General features: G+C 61.0%; 17 protein-coding genes. 6 read left to right on the top strand and 11 right to left on the bottom strand.

Features of this window, described 5'->3' with window-relative positions; all coding sequences use genetic code 11:
* The 4 genes from HHJ19_RS09990 to HHJ19_RS09975 all read right to left on the bottom strand — a co-directional run.
* Positions 1-1725, bottom strand: a 1725-nt coding sequence (locus HHJ19_RS09990) for an FAD-dependent oxidoreductase (protein ID WP_296906671.1), incomplete at its 3' end; no start/stop codon positions are given.
* A 426-nt stretch (positions 1726-2151) separates the two neighbouring features.
* Positions 2152-2298 carry a hypothetical protein gene (locus HHJ19_RS09985; RefSeq protein ID WP_296906669.1) on the bottom strand — a complete coding sequence of 49 codons (147 nt, stop codon included), beginning with the start codon at positions 2296-2298 and terminating at the stop codon, positions 2152-2154.
* Positions 2299-2377: 79 nt separating this feature from the next.
* The gene (locus HHJ19_RS09980; RefSeq protein ID WP_296906667.1) at positions 2378-2683 is read right to left on the bottom strand and encodes a DUF6544 family protein; all 306 of its coding nucleotides are present in this window, start codon (positions 2681-2683) and stop codon (positions 2378-2380) included.
* A 30-nt stretch (positions 2684-2713) separates the two neighbouring features.
* Entirely contained in the window at positions 2714-3817 is a 1104-nt protein-coding gene (locus HHJ19_RS09975; RefSeq protein ID WP_296906664.1) for a Tat pathway signal protein, read from the bottom strand.
* Between the two features lie 155 nt (positions 3818-3972).
* On the opposite strand from HHJ19_RS09975, the gene HHJ19_RS09970 reads away from it, so the two are divergent.
* A complete protein-coding gene (locus HHJ19_RS09970; protein ID WP_296906661.1) occupies positions 3973-4290 on the top strand; it encodes a hypothetical protein in 318 nt (105 codons plus the stop codon).
* A 16-nt stretch (positions 4291-4306) separates the two neighbouring features.
* Here the strand turns inward: HHJ19_RS09970 and HHJ19_RS09965 are convergent, their stop codons facing one another.
* Positions 4307-5359 (bottom strand): quinone-dependent dihydroorotate dehydrogenase, encoded by a 1053-nt coding sequence (locus tag HHJ19_RS09965; protein ID WP_296906658.1) that lies wholly within the window; start codon positions 5357-5359, stop codon positions 4307-4309.
* A 117-nt stretch (positions 5360-5476) separates the two neighbouring features.
* Here HHJ19_RS09965 and rpiA point away from each other — a divergent pair, with 117 nt between their 5' ends.
* On the top strand, positions 5477-6148 hold the full coding sequence (gene rpiA / locus HHJ19_RS09960; protein WP_296906655.1) for a ribose-5-phosphate isomerase RpiA: 672 nt from the start codon (positions 5477-5479) through the stop codon (positions 6146-6148).
* Between the two features lie 20 nt (positions 6149-6168).
* Here the strand turns inward: rpiA and HHJ19_RS09955 are convergent, their stop codons facing one another.
* The 3 genes from HHJ19_RS09955 to HHJ19_RS09945 all read right to left on the bottom strand — a co-directional run bounded on the left by HHJ19_RS09955 (position 6169) and on the right by HHJ19_RS09945 (position 9569).
* Positions 6169-6819 (bottom strand): DUF4124 domain-containing protein, encoded by a 651-nt coding sequence (locus HHJ19_RS09955; RefSeq protein WP_296906675.1) that lies wholly within the window; start codon positions 6817-6819, stop codon positions 6169-6171.
* A 102-nt stretch (positions 6820-6921) separates the two neighbouring features.
* On the bottom strand, positions 6922-8985 hold the full coding sequence (locus HHJ19_RS09950; protein WP_296906653.1) for a M3 family metallopeptidase: 2064 nt from the start codon (positions 8983-8985) through the stop codon (positions 6922-6924).
* Positions 8986-9095: 110 nt separating this feature from the next.
* Positions 9096-9569 (bottom strand): YhbY family RNA-binding protein, encoded by a 474-nt coding sequence (locus HHJ19_RS09945; protein ID WP_296906650.1) that lies wholly within the window; start codon positions 9567-9569, stop codon positions 9096-9098.
* Positions 9570-9610: 41 nt separating this feature from the next.
* On the opposite strand from HHJ19_RS09945, the gene HHJ19_RS09940 reads away from it, so the two are divergent.
* The 4 genes from HHJ19_RS09940 to glmM all read left to right on the top strand — a co-directional run bounded on the left by HHJ19_RS09940 (position 9611) and on the right by glmM (position 14892).
* Positions 9611-10336 carry an RlmE family RNA methyltransferase gene (locus HHJ19_RS09940; RefSeq protein ID WP_296906648.1) on the top strand — a complete coding sequence of 242 codons (726 nt, stop codon included), beginning with the start codon at positions 9611-9613 and terminating at the stop codon, positions 10334-10336.
* Positions 10337-10500: 164 nt separating this feature from the next.
* Complete coding sequence (gene ftsH / locus HHJ19_RS09935; protein WP_296906645.1) at positions 10501-12420, top strand: ATP-dependent zinc metalloprotease FtsH; 1920 nt, start codon at positions 10501-10503, stop codon at positions 12418-12420.
* A gap of 125 nt (positions 12421-12545) precedes the next feature.
* Positions 12546-13394: a dihydropteroate synthase gene (gene folP / locus HHJ19_RS09930; protein WP_296906643.1), complete on the top strand. Its 849-nt coding sequence runs from the start codon at positions 12546-12548 to the stop codon at positions 13392-13394.
* A gap of 166 nt (positions 13395-13560) precedes the next feature.
* Positions 13561-14892: a phosphoglucosamine mutase gene (gene glmM, locus HHJ19_RS09925; protein ID WP_296906641.1), complete on the top strand. Its 1332-nt coding sequence runs from the start codon at positions 13561-13563 to the stop codon at positions 14890-14892.
* A 40-nt stretch (positions 14893-14932) separates the two neighbouring features.
* On the opposite strand, the gene HHJ19_RS09920 is transcribed toward glmM, so the two are convergent.
* The 3 genes from HHJ19_RS09920 to HHJ19_RS09910 form a co-directional block, all read right to left on the bottom strand.
* On the bottom strand, positions 14933-15076 hold the full coding sequence (locus HHJ19_RS09920) for a DUF3149 domain-containing protein (RefSeq protein ID WP_296906639.1): 144 nt from the start codon (positions 15074-15076) through the stop codon (positions 14933-14935).
* Between the two features lie 151 nt (positions 15077-15227).
* On the bottom strand, positions 15228-16814 hold the full coding sequence (locus HHJ19_RS09915; RefSeq protein ID WP_296906673.1) for a hypothetical protein: 1587 nt from the start codon (positions 16812-16814) through the stop codon (positions 15228-15230).
* Between the two features lie 380 nt (positions 16815-17194).
* On the bottom strand, positions 17195-17533 hold a 339-nt coding region (locus HHJ19_RS09910; RefSeq protein WP_296906636.1), incomplete at its 5' end, for a TolC family protein.

The raw sequence follows: 17533 nt of genomic DNA, 5'->3' as shown, positions 1-17533 counted from the left end.
CCGTGTGCCCTGGCGTTGGGGCGGCGCGCTAGGCGCGCGCACCACGCCGCCGCGCACCTTGCCTGGGTCGGCCACGCCCCACTCTGCCAGCCAGGCTGGCAGGTCGAGCGCGGTGGAGTGGCCAGGCGCGGTGACGAGAAACTCGGCCACGTCAAAACCGATGCCGCCAGCGCCGATCAGCGCCACGCGCTGGCCGACTGGCTGACGGCCCAGCAACACGTCGATGTAGCTCAGCACCCTGGAGTGCTCCTGGCCGGGGATGCGCGGATTGCGCGGGGTGACGCCGGTGGCCAGAATGACTTCGTCAAAGTTCTGCGCCAGCAGACCGGCGGCATTCACGCGGCTGTTCAGTTGCAGCTTGACGCCGGTGCGTTCAATGCGGTGGGTGAAATAACGCAGGGTTTCAGAGAATTCTTCCTTGCCCGGCACCCGCCTCGCCAGGTTGAACTGGCCGCCAATCTGCGCGGCGCCGTCGTACAGTGTCACGTCGTGGCCGCGCTCGGCCAGTGTGGTCGCTGCGGCCAGACCCGCTGGTCCCGCGCCCACAACGGCGATGCGTTTTTTTGCACGAGCGATGCGGATGATGAGTCCGGTTTCATGTCCGGCGCGCGGATTGACCAGGCAGCTTGCCAGCTTATTCTTGAAGGCGTGGTCCAGGCAGGCCTGGTTGCAGGCGATGCAGGTGTTTATTTCGTGACCGCGGCCTTGTGCCGCCTTGTTGACAAACTCCGGGTCGGCCAGAAAGGGGCGGGCCATGCTGACCATGTCGGCGCTGCCATCGGTCAGCACCTGTTCGGCGAGCTCGGGCATGTTGAGCCGGTTGCTGGTGATGACCGGAATCAGCAGGCCGGCGGCGCGCAGCTCGGTCCGCAGCTTTTTGGTCACCCAGGTAAAGGCCCCGCGCGGAACCGAGGTGGCAATCGTCGGCACGCGGGCCTCATGCCAGCCAATGCCGCTGTTGATCAGGGTCGCGCCTGCCGCTTCAACGGCTTTGGCGAGCAACACCACTTCTTCCCAGTTGCTGCCGTCAGGAATCAGGTCGATGATGGAGAGGCGGTAAATCAGGATGAAGTCCGGCCCGACGGCCTCGCGGGTCCGCCGCACGATTTCGAGCGCCAGGCGCATCCGGTTGGCGTAGCTGCCGCCCCAGGCATCGAGGCGATGGTTGGTGTGGGTGACCAGAAACTGGTTGATGAAATAGCCTTCGCTGCCCATGATCTCGACGCCGTCGTAGCCGGCATCACGCGCCAGCTGGGCGCAGCGGATGAAGGCGCGGATTTGCCGCTCGATGCCGCCCACGCTCAGTTCGCGCGGGGTGAAGGGCGAGATCGGGCTCTGCAGACGTGACGGCGCTACACAAAACGGGTGGTAGCCATAGCGGCCGGTGTGCAGTATCTGCAGCGCAATCTTGCCGCCCTCGGCATGCACAGCGTTCGTGACCTGTTTGTGGCGGCGCGCCGCGCCGGCGCTGGCCAGCATGCCGGCAAAAGGCTTGGTCCAGCCAGCAATGTTGGGCGCAAAGCCGCCCGTCACCATCAGACCGACACCGCCGCGCGCCCGTTCCGCGAAATACGCGGCCATTGCGGCGAAATGCTTGCGCCCGTCTTCCAGACCGGTATGCATGCTGCCCATTAGCACCCGGTTTTTTAGCGTGGTGAAGCCGAGGTCGAGCGGGGCCAGCAGGTGAGGGTAGGGCGAGGCTTCAAATGCGGGTGGGTAGGCCATGTGCAGGTCTCTGAGTCAAACTGACTGCATGGTAGCCGCAGGGTTTTGCATTCTGAGGTGCGCCGGTGGCTCTAGGGGACAGTCTCTATCCGGCGTATGGGCAAACCCTGAAACTGTTTTTTCTGAACGATTCCTGAAAGATTCCTAAACGCTGTTGCTATGAATTAAATAGCTTATGGTAGGCGTATCTATTGGACTAGCGCCCCTTTTTATTTCCAATTTGAGTAACTCATCATGGCGGCTGCGTTGAATAAACTGGAAGCCGAGCAGCTGCTCCGGTTGCTTTTTGCAGGAGCCGAGATGGGGACTTTGTGGCAATCCGCCAAGGATTGTCTGTTGCGCCCGGACTGCCGGCCCGCTACGGCTCGAACTCGTAGCCTAAGGACGTGACCGTCCCGCGCCGATAAGGCTTGCGCCCCTGCGGCGTCAGCCGCGCGACTTCAGCGGTCGGAACGCGCATGCCGCCCGGGCTTCGACAAAATAGCGCGTCAATTCGCCTTCGGCAATGTCGCCATCGCACTGCACACCAGTCAAGATGTAGGCATCGTGAACATGCACTGCAAGGCCCGGCATGGCCGGCAAAAGCGATGTGCCAGTTCCAAACGACGCCGGGGCTGCGTCTCACCATCGTTTGCTGTGACGTAAATGGCTTTCACTGCTCGTCGTTCAAACTAAGTTGAAAGGTGCCGGTGTGTTCGACCGTCGCTGCACTGATGATGCGCTGGCCGTCATTCAAAACCGGGTGAAAGTAGCGCTGCACGGACGCCGGCAAGCCTCCAAGCTCGCTTGCGTCGGAGCTTGCAGCGGTCGCCGGCATGCGGCTGGTTTGTAACCGCGCCAGCGGCGCATCAGTGGCTGCCGCCCAGCGATGGGCGCCAAGTGTCGCAAGAACTGTCGCCGCAGCCACAAAAAAGCCGATGCCAAGGGCCAAGCACGCCAACCTTGAGAACAAGGCCATCGGGGGGAATCCTTTTCAACTGCCAGGCAGTCAGAGCAGCACCGACCGGACGGGCCGCCGCATGGAGAGCGGTGTAGCGGGCCCGCGCCCGAAGCGCACCACCAGATCAGGCCGCTGTGCCGCTTGCCCGAGCCCCAGCCAGGAGGCAAACTGCGGCCGAATCGCGCCGACCTCCACCGGCTGATTCAGGAACGCATTGCGGATGCCCAGCGCGGTAGCCTGCAGTGCAAAGCGCTCGTAGCAGCGTCCGGCCTCGACCCAGTGCGGCCTGTCGTTCACCTCGGACACAAACACCGCAACGCCTGCCGAGTTGCGGATTTGCCGGGCATAACGCGCGTTCTCGGATTTCGGCGTGAAGAACAGGCTCATCATCCGGCTGCCCAGCCACCTGGGCATGGTCGGGTTGCCCGACGCGCCAGCGAAGAGGCCGTCCCCGGTGCGCAATGCCTCGTCGGCGCTGAAGCGGATCCAGGCTTTGAGTTCATCAACGAAGGCTGGATCGTTCATCTGCGCGGTGTTGCCCGCCACCACGTACTCCAGGATGCCCTCCATGGCCGGGCGCGCCGTCAAAAGCCGGACCTGCACTCCGTTGCCCGTTCCGGCCTGTTCGAGCAGCCCAAGCTCGGCGTTCGAGAGCGGTTTGCCGTCATAGTCGCCCCGGCTGCACTGCCGCCCGGAGATCGCCTGAAATAAGGGCGTGGCCATCGCGCGAGTCGCCTCCAGGCTCACCGCAATGCCGCCAGCGCCGGTCGGATCGAAGCGAGGTATGGCTTTGAGCCCGTTGGCAAGCGCGGCCTGGGCAAGGTTTTCAGTCGCGCAACCCAGCGAGACAAAAAGGTGATGATCGTCGGGGTCGACGGCCGGGCAGCGCCGGGACAGGTCGGGCAGGATCGAGATCGACCTGTCGCGAATCTGGAAGCGCCAGCACTGGGTGTTGTGACTTGAAGGGGCCAGCGTGGCGTTGCGCACCAGTTCTTGCATGAGCAAGGCTGCGTCGCGGGTATCCAGCGTAGCCTGGCGGCGCAAACCGCGGGCCGCTTCCTGCTCAATGTCAGCCGACGAGCAGGCCGTCAACGCCGGTGTGATGACGGCGCTGGCCGCCGCGCCAAGAACCAGTTGCCTGCGGATCATCATGCTGGGTTTTTCCGTGGTAAAAAGTTCAAGGCAGACGCAAACCGGATGCTGCAACAGCCTGCAGGGCTCTGGCGATGCGCCCGGGTTCAATAATACATGGCGTGAGGGAAATGAGTCGCGTCACGGCTACTCCTGTCTGTGCACCGTTGCCCATAGTGACTGGCGCCGCAGACAGGCACCTTGAGGTCAAGCCCGACATGACGGCCCAGCTGCTTGGCGACGGCGGCCAGGCCGGGAAGCGGCTTGCCAGATCTATCGCCCAGGCGCGCCAGACCCCGATCGGGAAGATCCCGGCTGGTTCGGGTACCGAGCAGTACGGCAGAACCTTGACCACGCCTGGAGCCGGCGCACCAGAGGATGTTTGCGGTACGGATCCGGACATCACTCACCACCAGTCCGTTGGCGCCTGTCGCCGTGACTCTTTGGTCAAGCCGTGCTTCGAGCTAATTGCTATTAATTACATAGCTACATAAACACGTATTCATTGGACTAAGCGCTACTTTTAATGGAAAGAGCGGCTTCGGCGACAAGTTCCGGGCCTTTGTAGATGAGCCCAGTGTAAATCTGCACCACATCGGCGCCCGCCCTGATTTTCGAGACTGCGTCAAGCCCGCTCATCACGCCGCCCACGCCGATGATGGGAAAGCTTTTACCAAGCGCGGCGCGCAGCTGGCGGATGACTCGGTTGCTGGCCTGCAACACGGGACAACCGCTCAGGCCGCCCGCTTCTTCGGCATGGCGCAGGCCTTTGACCGCGTCGCGGCTCAGTGTGGTATTCGTGGCCACCACGCCGTCCATGGCATGACGCTTGAGGGTGGCGGCAATCACTTCAAGCTGTGCATCGTCCAGGTCTGGCGCGATTTTGACAAAAATCGGCACGCGTTTGCCGTGCAGCCGGGCCAGCGTTTCGCGGCGTTCTGCGATGCGGCCCAGCAGGGCGTCAAGCGCGGCGTCGCTTTGCAGAGCGCGCAGGTTTTGGGTGTTGGGACTGGAAATGTTGACAGTCACGTAGTCGGCATGCGGGTAGACGCCGTCAAGGCAGATCAGATAGTCGTCCACCGCGTTTTCAATCGGCGTGGCGGCATTTTTTCCGATGTTGAGGCCGAGCAGCAAGCTGTTCCGGGTGCCTTGTTTGCGGACGGCAGATTTCTGCACATTAGCCAGGAAGGCGTCCAGCCCGTCGTTGTTGAAACCCAGGCGGTTGATCAGCGCATTGGCCTCGGGCAGGCGGAACATGCGTGGCTTGGGGTTGCCGGGCTGGGCTTTTGGCGTCACGGTGCCGACTTCGACAAAGCCAAAGCCCATGGCGGCCAGTCCGTCAATGCAGCGGGCGTTTTTATCAAGCCCTGCCGCCAGCCCGACGCGGTTGGGAAACGTCAGCCCTGCCAGCGTGATCGGGTCGCTGACACGGGTGCTGCAGTAGGCCATTGACAGTGGCGTGCCCTGGGTGCGTGCCAGAGAGGCCATGGTCAGTTCGTGGGCAGTCTCGGGGTCAAGTCCGAATAAAAAGCGGCGGGCCAAGGCGTAAGGGAGCAGGGACATTGGATAATTCCGGCTGATGACTATGGATTGTGCGGCCCCGACAGGCGCTGAAGCCCGCAAGACATGAGCCTTGATTGTCGCAAAACCTGAACTGCCAAATTTTCACGAAGTCCCAACATGACCCAAGATGAACTCAAAACCCTGGTCGGCCAGGCCGCCCTGCATTACGTCGAAGTTGGCAGCATTGTCGGAGTCGGGACTGGCTCTACGGTCAACAAATTCATTGATGCGCTGGCCAGCATGAAGGACCGCATTGCTGGCGCGGTGTCCAGTTCAGTGGCCTCCACTGAACGCCTGCAGGCGCTCGGCATCAAGGTGTTTGACGCGACCGAAGTAGACGAGTTGGCGCTGTATATCGACGGCGCTGATGAAATCGACCACGCGGGCTACATGATCAAGGGCGGCGGCGCCGCGCTAACGCGTGAAAAAATCGTAGCCGCCCAGTCGCGCCAATTCGTCTGCATTGCCGACCAGTCCAAGCTGGTAGGAACGCTGGGTGATTTTCCGTTGCCGGTGGAGGTGATTCCGATGGCCACCAAGCGTATTGCTCGCCAGTTTGCTGCGTTGGGCGGCATCGCGCTTGTGCGGCTAAAAGACGGCCTTCCACTGGTGACCGACAACGGCCAGCACATCCTGGACGTGACGGGTCTGAGTATTGCCGACCCGCTGGCCTTTGAGTCGCAGGTAAGCCAGTGGCCCGGCGTGGTGACGGTCGGGGTCTTTGCGTTTCAGAAAGCCAATGTATGCCTGCTGGGCACGGCAGACGGTGTCAAAACCCTGGTGTTCTAGGCCAAGTTCAACCCGGCTGGCTAGAACTGAATGCCGGCCGGGTTGCTGTTAATGGGCTTTACAGCGGGGCGGGCAGGGCGCACGGATCTTGTGGTGACAGTCGTGCCTGCCATCACGCCAGAAGCTGCGGTAGCGGGGCTTGCCCCGGTGGCAGCGGTCGGGTCAGGTGCCGCGGCAACGCTTACCAGCGGTGCAACCGCGGGCGCACGGTAGCTGGCCGGCAATGCCGAAGTCGCGGGGTAACCCGCCGCGTTGAGATACTGCGTCCACTCGGCGTCTGAAAAACCTTTCAGTTGCTGGCTGCCTATGGTCACGAACGGCAGTGATGTTTCTCCGCTCATGCGTTGCAAGGCCTGACTGTCGTCGGCCGTGGTTACCGTCTTTTCGGCAAACGGTATACCGCGGCTGGTCAGCAGTGAACGGCCTGAATTGCAGGGGCCGCAGTTGTCGCCGGTGTATAGCGTGACCGGGTATTTGCCAGCGACCTGCCGGAGTTCAAAAGGCAAACCGGCAGCAGCGGTGCCGCCTGCTAACGTCGCGCTGGCCGAGCTGACCTTGGCGCCGCTGGCCAGTGCCGGCGGCTGGTCTGAAAAAGTCACCTTGCCGTCTGCCCCCACGATGCGATAGACCTGCTGGGCCTGGGCGACGGTTGCAAAAAAACTGGACGCCATCACGGCCAGCGTCAGCAGGGCCTTGGCGGCAGAAAAAGCAGGTGCGTTTGCAGTCATGGTGTTCCAGTCAGTTTTGAAGCAATTCCCGTTCAATTTCCGTTATTACGCCATACCCTGATGGCGCAGCAAGGCATCCAGCAAAGGCTCGCGGCCCCGGAAGGCTTTGAACGACTCCATGGCGGGGCGGCTGCCACCCGCTTCCAGAATCGCCTGCCGGTATTTTCTGCCGGTTTCCACGCTGACGGTTGATTTACCGGTCGCGTCCTTTGCGTCTGTCGCTTTTGCCACAGCAGCGGTTTCCTCAAATGCTGCATAGGCGTCGGCCGACAGCACCTCGGCCCACTTGTAGCTGTAATAGCCGGCGGCATAACCGCCTGAAAAAATGTGGCTGAAGGTATGTGGCGTGCGGCTGTAGGCTGGCGCAGAAATCACCGCCACTTCCCGGCGGACCTGGTTGAGCAGGCCCATCAGGTCCTCATCAGGGTTGTGCGAGGTATGCAGCAGCATGTCGAACAGCGAAAACTCGACCTGGCGCAGCGTCTGCATGCCACTCTGGAAGTTTTTGGCCTCGAGCATTTTTTCATACAGTTCGCGGGGCAGGGGCGCGCCGGTGTCGACCTGGGCGGTCATGTGCTTGAGCACGTCCCATTCCCAGCAAAAGTTTTCCATAAACTGGCTGGGCAGTTCGACTGCGTCCCATTCGACACCGCTGATGCCCGAAACATCATGCTCATTCACCTGGGTCAGCATATGGTGCAGGCCGTGGCCGAATTCGTGGAACAGCGTGGTGACATCGTCGTGCGTCAGCAAGGCCGGCTTGCCGCCCGCCCCCTCGGCAAAATTGCAGACCAGGTGCGCGACAGGCGTCTGCAACTGGCCGGTGTCTGGGCGCAGCCAGCGGGCGCGTACGTCGTCCATCCAGGCGCCGCCGCGTTTGCCCGTGCGGGCCGGCTGGTCGAGGTAAAACTGACCCAGTAGCTGGCCGTCGCGCTCAATGCGGTAAAACTCGACGCCCGGTTTCCAGACCGGCGCCGAATCCGCGCGAATGGTCACTTCAAACAGGGTCTCAACAATCCTGAACAGGCCCGTCAGCACTTTGGGCGCGGGGAAATACTGTTTGACCTCCTGTTCGCTGAAGGCGTAACGCGCCTCCTTGAGCTTTTCGCCGATGTAGGCGTAGTCCCAGGGCTGCGGGTCGGGTAGATGCAGCGTCCCAGCGGCGAAGGCGCGCAGATCGGCGATGTCTTTTTCGGCATAGGGCCGGGCGCGCCTGGCCAGGTCGCGTAAAAAAGTGACCACTTCCTCGGGCGACTTGGCCATTTTGGCTACCACCGAAACTTCGCCAAAATTCAGGTAGCCCAGCAGCCGGGCTTCTTCCTGACGCAAGGCAAGAATCTCCCGCATCACGGCGCTGTTGTCGAACTGGCTGAATTCGGCCGGCGCCTGGTCGCTGGCCCGCGTGGTGTAGGCCTTGTAGAGTATTTCGCGCAGCGGACTGCTTTCGGCAAACTGCATCACAGGCAAATAGCTCGGCATTTTGAGGCTGAGTCGATAGCCGGTTTTCCCTTTGGTCTCGGCTTGTGCCCTGGCGGTTTGAAGCACGTCTTGCGGAATGCCGGCCACTTGGTCGGCGCTGGCGTAATAGGTAAAAGCGTCTGTGGCGTCGAGCGCGTTTTCGCTGAATTTCTGGCTGAGTTCGGCCTGGCGTTCCTGAATTTTTGCAAAACGCTCTTTGGCCGCGCCCGTGAGTTCCGCGCCTGAAAGTACAAAATTGCGAATGGCATTTTTGTGCGCCTGACGCTGCTCGGTGTTCAGGCTGTCGACGTCGATCGCCTTGTATTTGGCGTACAGGCGCTCATCGGCGCCAAGCCGGGTCGAGAACTCGGTGACTCTGGGCAGGGCGGCGTTATAGGCGGCGCGCAGCTCGGGCGTGTCGGCGACGCTGTTCACGTGGCTGACGGCACCCCAGGCGCGGCCAAAGTTTTCGGTAGCTACGTCCAGCACACGGGAAATCTCGCTCCACGAGGCGGGAAAGCCGGCTGCCGTGACCTGCTCCAGCGCGGCATCAGCCTTTACCAGCAGTTCATCCATCGCCGGGCCAACATGCTCGGGCAGGATGCGGTCAAACAGCGGAAGGCCGGAAAAGTCTAGGAGTGGATTGTTCATGCTGTGTAACTATGGGCGGATGGTACAAATCTAAAGGGCCCTGAAGGCTTGCAAGTCCGAAAGCAAAAAAGCCGACTCTTGAAGTCGGCCGGGCTGGCAGTAAAACGGCCTTAGTCCTGGGCGCGTTTTTTTACGCTGCGCTGCTTGGGCTTCGCCCGCTTGACGGAGCCGCCCGGTGTCAGGCGCTGATTGCCCAGCACGCGCAGGGTTTTGACCTCGGGCCGCTGACCGTAACGTGAGCTGTTTTTCAGTACCTTGATGTCGCGCGGACCGGCCATGCGGTCTTCGCTGACCTTTTTGTCTTTCTCGCGAACCGGCCGCCAGAGCACCAGCAGCTTGCCAATGTGCTGGATCGGAGCGGCGTCAAGTTCGTCGGCCAGGGCCTGAAACATCGTTTCACGACCGGGCCGGTCATCAGACTGCACACGCACTTTGATAAGCCCATGAGCGCTTAGCGCAGCGTCGATTTCTTTCTTGACGCCTTCGGTCAGGCCGTCGGAGCCGACCATCACGACCGCGTTGAGATGGTGCGCTTCAGCGCGGTGGTCTTTGCGCTGGGCAGGGGTAAGTTGTATTTGAGCCATGCCCCAATTATCGGTGGAGTCCGTAAGACGACAATAGTGCCATGAAAGTAAATGCCAAGACAGCGACAAATGCCACTGCCAAAGGGGGTGCGCAAACAGGTGCCAAGGTCAATCCGAAGGGAAAAAAGGTCAACAAGGCGTGGTTGCATGACCATATTAACGATCCTTATGTAAAACAGGCCCGAAAAGACGGCTACCGCGCCCGCGCCGCCTACAAGCTGAAGGAAATGGATGAAACGCTGGGGCTGGTCAAGCCAGGTGACTGCGTGGTGGACTTGGGCAGCACACCGGGCGCCTGGAGCCAGTATGTAAGGCGCAAGCTTTCGCCCACTGGCGCGGCCGCTGGCGAACTCAATGGCCGGATCATCGGCTTGGACATGTTGCCGATGGAGCCTATTGAGGGGGTGGTGTTCATTCAGGGTGATTTCCGCGAGCCCGACGTGCTGCAAAAACTGGAGCAGGCTTTGGCAACCCCAAGCGGGCCGCTCAGGGTGGACCTTGTCATTTCCGACATGGCGCCCAATCTCTCGGGTATTGAATCTGCCGATGCGGCACGCATAGCGCATCTGGTTGAGCTGGCGGTCGAATTTGCCCAAAACCGGATGAAACCGGACGGCGCGCTGGTGGTCAAACTTTTTCATGGTAGCTGCTATGACGAGCTGGTCAAGCTGTTCCAGGCTTCTTTCAAGGTGGTCAAGCGTATGAAACCCAAGGCTTCGCGGTCCAATTCTTCGGAAACCTTTCTGGTGGGCAAGGGTCTTAAATAACAGGCGACATGGCGTCGAGAAGTAAGAGATGGCGCAAAAAACGATCAAATCCGCTTTAACGCAAGGGCTGCAGCGCGCATCGTTTTAAATTTTGGCCTTGAAACGCCTAAAATCAGACGCATGTGCCCTCACATGGCCTTTAGGTTCTTACATCGGAGTAGTCCTTGAACAATCAGTGGTTTTCCAAAATTGCAATCTGGCTCGTGATAGCCATGGTGCTTTTCACCGTCTTCAAGCAATTTGATACGCGTGGCGGTGCGGGCTCAAACTACCTGGGTTATTCCGATTTCCTAGAGGAAGTGCGAGGCAAGCGCATCAAGACGGCAACCATCGCGGAAGGTCAGGGCGGCACCGAAATTTCCGCCACCACCAACGATGACCGGAAGATTCGCACCACGGCAACTTACCTGGACCGTGGCTTGGTGGGCGACCTGATCGCCAATGACGTGAAATTTGACGTCAAGCCGCGCGAAGAGGGTTCCTTGCTTATGACGCTGCTGGTCAGCTGGGGTCCGATGCTTCTGTTGATCGGCGTTTGGGTTTATTTCATGCGGCAGATGCAGGGTGGCGGCAAGGGCGGAGCGTTTAGTTTTGGCAAGTCCAAGGCGAGAATGCTCGATGAATCGACCAACCCGGTAACTTTTGCGGACGTGGCAGGCTGCGACGAGGCGAAAGAAGAAGTCAAGGAAGTGGTCGATTTCCTGAAGGATCCGGCGAAATTTCAGAAGCTGGGTGGCCGTATTCCGCGCGGTCTATTGCTGGTCGGTCCTCCGGGTACGGGTAAAACCTTGCTCGCCAAGGGGATTGCCGGCGAAGCCAAGGTTCCCTTCTTTTCCATCTCCGGCTCCGATTTCGTCGAGATGTTCGTTGGCGTGGGCGCGGCCCGGGTTCGCGACATGTTCGACAACGCCAAGAAAAACGCACCCTGCATTATTTTCATTGATGAAATTGATGCCGTGGGCCGCCAGCGGGGCGCTGGCGTGGGCGGCGGCAATGACGAGCGCGAACAGACGCTCAACCAGATGCTGGTTGAAATGGATGGCTTCGAAACCAATGTCGGCGTGATTGTGGTGGCCGCCACCAACCGCCCGGACATTCTGGATGCCGCCCTGTTGCGCCCCGGCCGTTTTGACCGCCAGGTTTATGTCACGCTGCCCGACATCCGCGGCCGTGAACAGATTCTCAATGTCCACATGCGCAAGGTGCCGCTTGGACAGGACGTGAACGCCAGCATCATCGCCCGCGGTACGCCCGGAATGTCGGGTGCTGATCTGGCCAATCTCTGCAATGAAGCTGCGCTCATGGCGGCACGCCGCAGTGCCCGTGTGGTCGAAATGCAGGATTTCGAAAAAGCCAAGGACAAAATCCTGATGGGTCCTGAGCGTAAAAGCATGGTCATGCCGGAAGAAGAGCGCCGGAACACGGCTTACCACGAGTCCGGCCACGCGTTGCTTGGCAAGATGCTGCCCAAGTGCGACCCGGTGCATAAGGTCACCATCATTCCACGCGGCCGTGCCCTGGGCGTGACGATGAGTCTGCCAGCGCAGGACCGCTACAGCTATGACCGAGAGTACATGCTCAGCCAGATCAGCATGTTGTTCGGTGGCCGTATCGCCGAAGAAGTTTTCATGCACCAAATGACCACTGGCGCCAGCAATGACTTCGAGCGCGCCACGGCGTTGGCCCGCGACATGGTCACGCGTTACGGCATGACCGATGCATTAGGCCCCATGGTTTACGCGGAGAACGAAGGTGAAGTGTTTTTGGGCCGCTCTGTGACCAAGACCACCAACATGAGCGAATCGACACTGCAGAAAGTGGATGTCGAAGTGCGCCGCATCATCGACCAGCAGTACACGGTTGCGCGTACGCTGATCGAAGACAACCAGGACAAGATGCACGCCATGGCCAAGGCGCTGCTGGAGTGGGAAACCATCGACATGGGCCAGATCGACGACATCATGGCTGGCAAGGAGCCTCGGCCGCCCAAGGACTGGACGCCACGCAACCCTTCAGTTGGCGGCGGCGGCCCCAGCGGTGGCAGCCCTGCCGTGAACACCGATCCTGCACCAACGGTGGCCTGAAAGATTGCTCAATAACTGAGCGGGGGCTGAAAGCAAGTCATGAAAAACCGGGGCCAGTCCCCGGTTTTTCTTTGCCAGTCGCCGCCTTATTGCGAAACAACGAAACCGGCTGGAATGGTATTTTCATGATCTGGCAAACCTCACGCTTTCAGATTGATCTGTCGCGACCGCGTGTCATGGGCATCGTCAATGTGACACCTGACTCCTTTTCGGATGGCGGCCAATATTTCAAACAAGGGGGCGGCTTTGCCAGCGCGTTTGCGCATTGCGAACAATTGCTCAGGGATGGCGCTGATCTGCTGGATATTGGCGGTGAATCGACCCGCCCGGGCGCGTTACCGGTGCCGCTGGAAGAAGAGTTGGCGCGTGTTTTGCCTGTCGTTCGCCATGCCTTGAAACTCGGTGTGCCGCTGTCCGTGGATAGCTACAAGCCGGAAGTCATGCGGGCAGTGCTTGATCTGGGCGCCGATATCATCAATGACGTATGGGCCCTGCGGCAGCCCGGTGCTTTGTCGGCGGTTGCGGCACACCCGAGTTGCGGTGTCTGCCTCATGCACATGCACCGCGAGCCACAGACCATGCAAACGACCCCCATGGAGGGCGACGTCGTGCCGCAGGTGCTTTCCTTTCTTCAGCGATCGGCATTTGAGTTGCGGGCCGCTGGCGTTGAAAAGAACAGGATTGTGCTGGACGCCGGCGTGGGTTTCGGAAAAACCGTAGCGCAAAACTTCTCTCTGTTGGCGCGGCAACGGGAACTTCTGATCGCGGGCTATCCCTTGCTGGCGGCTTGGTCGCGTAAATCGTCACTGGCCGCCGTTTCCAGCAACTACAAGGGCGCGCTGGACATCGTCGACCGCGTGGTGCCCAGCGTGGCTGCCGCATTACTGGCGGTTGATCGCGGAGCGAGCATCGTGCGTGTGCATGATGTGCGCGAGACCGTTCAAGCGCTCAAGGTTTGGGCCGCTGCGCGTTAACCCGGCAAGCCTGTGTATCGCGCCGCTGTTGCCTTAAACAGCACATTGCACTTTTGCCTCGGGCCAAGCGCCAGCCCTCTTCTAGAATGTGCAGACTGGTTCAGGCCTTAGCCGCAGCCTTATTGATAAAATTACAGCGTTACCAGCTTTTGAACGGGCAATCAACATGACAAGAAAATACTTTGGCACCGACGGCATTCGCGGCACCGTGGGTCAGGCGCCCATCACGCCCGATTTTGTGCTTCGGCTGGCGCATGCAGTCGGCCGCGTCCTTCGCAGGACTGAGTCGCGGCCCACTGTGCTGATAGGTAAGGACACGCGCATTTCGGGTTACATGCTTGAAAGCGCGCTGGAGTCCGGCTTCAATTCGGCCGGCGTCGACGTGGTGCTGCTCGGGCCGTTGCCTACGCCCGGTGTGGCTTACCTCACGCGTGCCCAGCGCGCCAGCCTCGGGGTCGTCATCAGTGCCAGCCACAATCCCTTTGCCGACAATGGCATCAAGTTTTTCAGTGCCCAGGGCACCAAGCTCAACGATGAGTGGGAAATTGCTGTCGAGGCCGCTTTGGGCGAAGCGCCAGCGTGGGTTGACTCGGCTTCACTGGGAAAAGCACGCCGTCTCGATGACGCGGCCGGGCGTTACATCGAGTTTTGCAAGGGCACGTTTGCCAACGACCTCACGCTCAAGGGACTGAAAATTGTGGTGGATGGCGCGCATGGCGCGGCCTACCAGATTGCGCCCATGGTGTTTCATGAGCTCGGTGCCGAGGTGATTGCCATCGGCTGCATGCCAGATGGACTCAATATCAATGATGGATTCGGTGCCACGCATCCTCAAGCACTGATCAGCGCAGTGCTCGCCAACCAGGCCGACTACGGCATTGCGCTGGATGGGGATGCTGACCGGCTGCAGATGGTGGACTCCGAAGGACGGCTGTTTAACGGCGATGAAGTGTTGTACCTGATGGTCAACGAACGCTTGGCGCGTGGCGAAAAAGTCCCCGGTACGGTGGGCACCCTGATGACCAACATGGCCGTGGAAGTGGCCCTGAAAGCCAAAGGCGTGGAGTTTGTTCGCGCCAGGGTGGGTGCCCGCTACGTTCTGGAAGAACTCGACAAACGTGGCTGGCTGCTTGGCGGAGAGGGCTCTGGCCACCTGCTGGCGCTGGACAAACACACGACCGGCGATGGTCTCATCAGTGCGTTGCAGGTCTTGCAAGCCTGCGTTCGCAGCAAAAAAACCCTGGCGCAATTGCTGGTTGATGTCGTGTTGTTTCCGCAGACCCTGATCAACGTGCGGCTGAAGCCTGGCCAGGACTGGATGGGCAGCGCCGAGCTGGCGCGGCAAACCAAAGCTGTGCAGGCTGAACTCGGCGAAAGCGGCCGGCTACTTATTCGCGCCAGCGGCACCGAGCCGCTGTTACGGGTAATGGTGGAGGCGCGCGATGCGGGACAGGCAAAGGCCTGTGCCGAGCGCGTTGCCGCGACCGTGCAGTATTGAAAGCCGGTTCGCGCCCCGGCCTTTAATAAAATCGCCGCGTTTACTTTTCGGCGAGTTTGGCGTCCCGATTCATTTTGCCCATGAACAGTAAAAAGAAAAATACGCCCATCCCCATCATGAAGACGATGCCGATAACGCTCATGAGACCATAGTCGGTGGAAAACAGGTCGGTTAAAAGTTTCATGCTGACAGCTCCCAAAGTTGTGAGTGTCAGTATCCGGCCGCTTGCCGTCAGCGCTCATGATCCTGATCAAGGATTGGTGTTGGCAGACTTCCTGGCAGTTCTTTCGCAGGCTCGCACCGCGTGCCATGCCCTTGAAACCGCCGCAAGTCCTTCAATCTGATCCAGGTCGCCACACCGGCGCCAGTGCGGCGAGTTTGCCGCGCAGGGTGAGGCGGTCGTCTGACAACGCGTCAATGAAATCGGACAGCCGCTGCGACTTGACCATGGTGTAGAGGGTAAGCCAGTCGGTCGCGCCGAACACCACGCCAAACCAGATAGCCTTGCGCCACAGCGGCGCATCGGCTTCAGCCAGCAGGTTCATGCCGAGGAAGCCGGTGGTGACGGTGCCGATCAGGCCGAACAGCGTGACCACGGTCAGCCGCACCACGGTGCTGGCCTGGCGGCGCAGGCTGTCCGCGTCAAGGTAGCTGCTCATATCGGCGATACGTTCCCGGACTTCGCCGTAGTGCGGATCAAGCCCGAGGTGGGTGGTGCACAGCTGCCAAAGCGCGCGCACCTGGGCCTGTTCAGAAATCTGGTGGAACCAGTAGCGGTGGGTAAAGCGCCGGAAGCGCTCAAAACTGGCGCGGATTGCCCGCTTGAAGCTCTTGACGCTGGGGGTACTGCGAAGGTCGAGCCGCTTGAGGGCCTCGACCAGCTGGTCCGAGAACATCAGCAAGGCGGCCTTCTGAAAGTGCGCGATCAGGAACAGCAGGAAATGCTGGTGCCTGAACTGCGCCAGCACGCCGCGGTCGGGGCAGCAGAAAAATACAGACCGCGCATCGCCCACCACGATCAGCGCGTGGCAGTTGCAGAGGTAGCGGGTGTTGGGCGCGGCACCGGCATCGGCCCAGAAGCGGTCGTAGCAGTAACGCTGCTCGAAATCGGCAAGGGGCTGCCCGGCGTAAGGCAGGTCCGCTTCGGTCGTGCCGGCACCTGTCACCAGCCCAAGCTGGATGAAGTCGTTGCGGGTGAGCTGGCGTGGGTCGTCCAGCGCCAAGTAGGCCATCACCGGCATGCGGTAGTACTCGATCTGGCGATAACGCAGCAGGCCGGCGTCGTCGGAAAGGTCACTCACCAGCGGTTGCATCAGGTAGGCCCAGTGCGCCGCAATGCGAGGCGCGCGATGAATGGCGACATGCGAGATGAAGGCTTCGCGCTGCTGGGCGTCGGAGCTGGCGAGCACGCTGCCGTCAGCGGCCAGCCACTCGACGCTACTCATGCAGTGCAGCGCGTTGCCACGAGCGTCCCAGCCGGCCGGGTAGGCGCGGCCGAAGCGGTAAACCAGCTCTTGCGCCTGCGCCAGGCTCAGGTTGTCGGCGCAGACTTCGAGGTTGAGCAGCACCACCTCGACATCGAAGAAAAAATAGAGGTCGCAATGCACCACATCGAGTGTGATCGGCGCAGCGCCCGACTGAGTCACCACCCGTAGCGCCGCGATGTCACGGCGCCTGAAGGTCCGCATCGGCGAATCACCGTCGCTGCCGGCGCTGCTGCCGCTTTGCTTGCACGAACGGCCTTCCCCGTGCAGGAAGCGCTGCACATAGGGCAAAAAGCTCACGAACTCGTTGTAGTGGCGCTCATGAAAGCGGCTGCTGCTCCCGGTGCACTCGTCGAGCTCTTCACGCCATGGCGATGCGTCGCCGAGTTCGCGCAGCACCTGCCAGGGGCTGTAGCGCTGCGCATCCGTGGACGGCATCAGCCGTACGGGCCAGAGCAGGGCCTGGTGAAAATGCTGCACGGCCGGCGCAGGGGGTGGCTGCTGCGGTCCCCTGGACGGGGCTGCTCGCCGGTGAAATCGGCATTGAGGCAGTGTAAGCGCGCCGGCCTGCTGGAGTACGCCTCAGCCTTCAGGAAACCGGCAGGCCCTGCGGCGCCGCGCACCGCCTTGGCGGTTCAATCGCGGGGTTTCGTTCCCGGCGCTTTGCGCGCAGCAGTCAGGCCGTACCGGCATCAACAGGCCTGGGTTCACGCCCGCGCCACGGTTTTCCCGCAGTTCAAGCATCAAATCAACGGCAGGTCCAGTGATTACGGCTTCGGTATGCTATCTAAAACATAGTGAACCTGGCGCGTGCGGGCTTATTGCCCGAACTGCCAGCCGCCGCCCAGGGACTGGATCAACGCCACTGCGGTGGTCTGCCGGTCGGCAAGCACCTGCACCAGCGCGCGGCGCGCACTTAACGCGGTGGCCTGCGCGGTGATGACTTCGGTGTAGCTGACCTGGCCGCTGCGGTAGCGGTTGAGCACTTGCTGCTCGACCTGGTCGGCCGCTTGCGAGGCCTGGCGGCGCAGGTCCTGCTGGGTCAGCAGCACGCGAGTGGCAGCCAGCTGGTCTTCAACGCCCCGGAATGCGCTCAGCACGGTTTGCCGGTAGCTCGCCACCACCCTTGCATGCGCAGCTTCGCTGCCTTCCACGCG

The sequence above is a fragment of the Polaromonas sp. genome (genome assembly GCF_012927415.1).
Taxonomy (GTDB): Bacteria; Pseudomonadota; Gammaproteobacteria; order Burkholderiales; family Burkholderiaceae_C; genus Polaromonas.
The sequence above is the reverse complement of the archived record's forward strand: the minus strand, read 5'-3'. Positions and strand labels throughout refer to the sequence as shown.

Coding starts and splice junctions, on each gene's coding strand:
- HHJ19_RS09965 (WP_296906658.1), bottom strand. CDS start 5,359: ATGTCCCTGCTCCCTTACGCCTTGGCCCGCCGCTTTTTATTCGGACTT.
- HHJ19_RS09955 (WP_296906675.1), bottom strand. CDS start 6,819: ATGGCGTCCAGTTTTTTTGCAACCGTCGCCCAGGCCCAGCAGGTCTAT.
- folP (WP_296906643.1), top strand. CDS start 12,546: ATGATCTGGCAAACCTCACGCTTTCAGATTGATCTGTCGCGACCGCGT.
- HHJ19_RS09985 (WP_296906669.1), bottom strand. CDS start 2,298: ATGCCGGGCCTTGCAGTGCATGTTCACGATGCCTACATCTTGACTGGT.
- HHJ19_RS09915 (WP_296906673.1), bottom strand. CDS start 16,814: ATGCCGTCCACGGATGCGCAGCGCTACAGCCCCTGGCAGGTGCTGCGC.
- HHJ19_RS09920 (WP_296906639.1), bottom strand. CDS start 15,076: ATGAAACTTTTAACCGACCTGTTTTCCACCGACTATGGTCTCATGAGC.
- rpiA (WP_296906655.1), top strand. CDS start 5,477: ATGACCCAAGATGAACTCAAAACCCTGGTCGGCCAGGCCGCCCTGCAT.
- HHJ19_RS09940 (WP_296906648.1), top strand. CDS start 9,611: ATGAAAGTAAATGCCAAGACAGCGACAAATGCCACTGCCAAAGGGGGT.
- HHJ19_RS09945 (WP_296906650.1), bottom strand. CDS start 9,569: ATGGCTCAAATACAACTTACCCCTGCCCAGCGCAAAGACCACCGCGCT.
- HHJ19_RS09950 (WP_296906653.1), bottom strand. CDS start 8,985: ATGAACAATCCACTCCTAGACTTTTCCGGCCTTCCGCTGTTTGACCGC.
- HHJ19_RS09975 (WP_296906664.1), bottom strand. CDS start 3,817: ATGATGATCCGCAGGCAACTGGTTCTTGGCGCGGCGGCCAGCGCCGTC.
- HHJ19_RS09980 (WP_296906667.1), bottom strand. CDS start 2,683: ATGGCCTTGTTCTCAAGGTTGGCGTGCTTGGCCCTTGGCATCGGCTTT.
- glmM (WP_296906641.1), top strand. CDS start 13,561: ATGACAAGAAAATACTTTGGCACCGACGGCATTCGCGGCACCGTGGGT.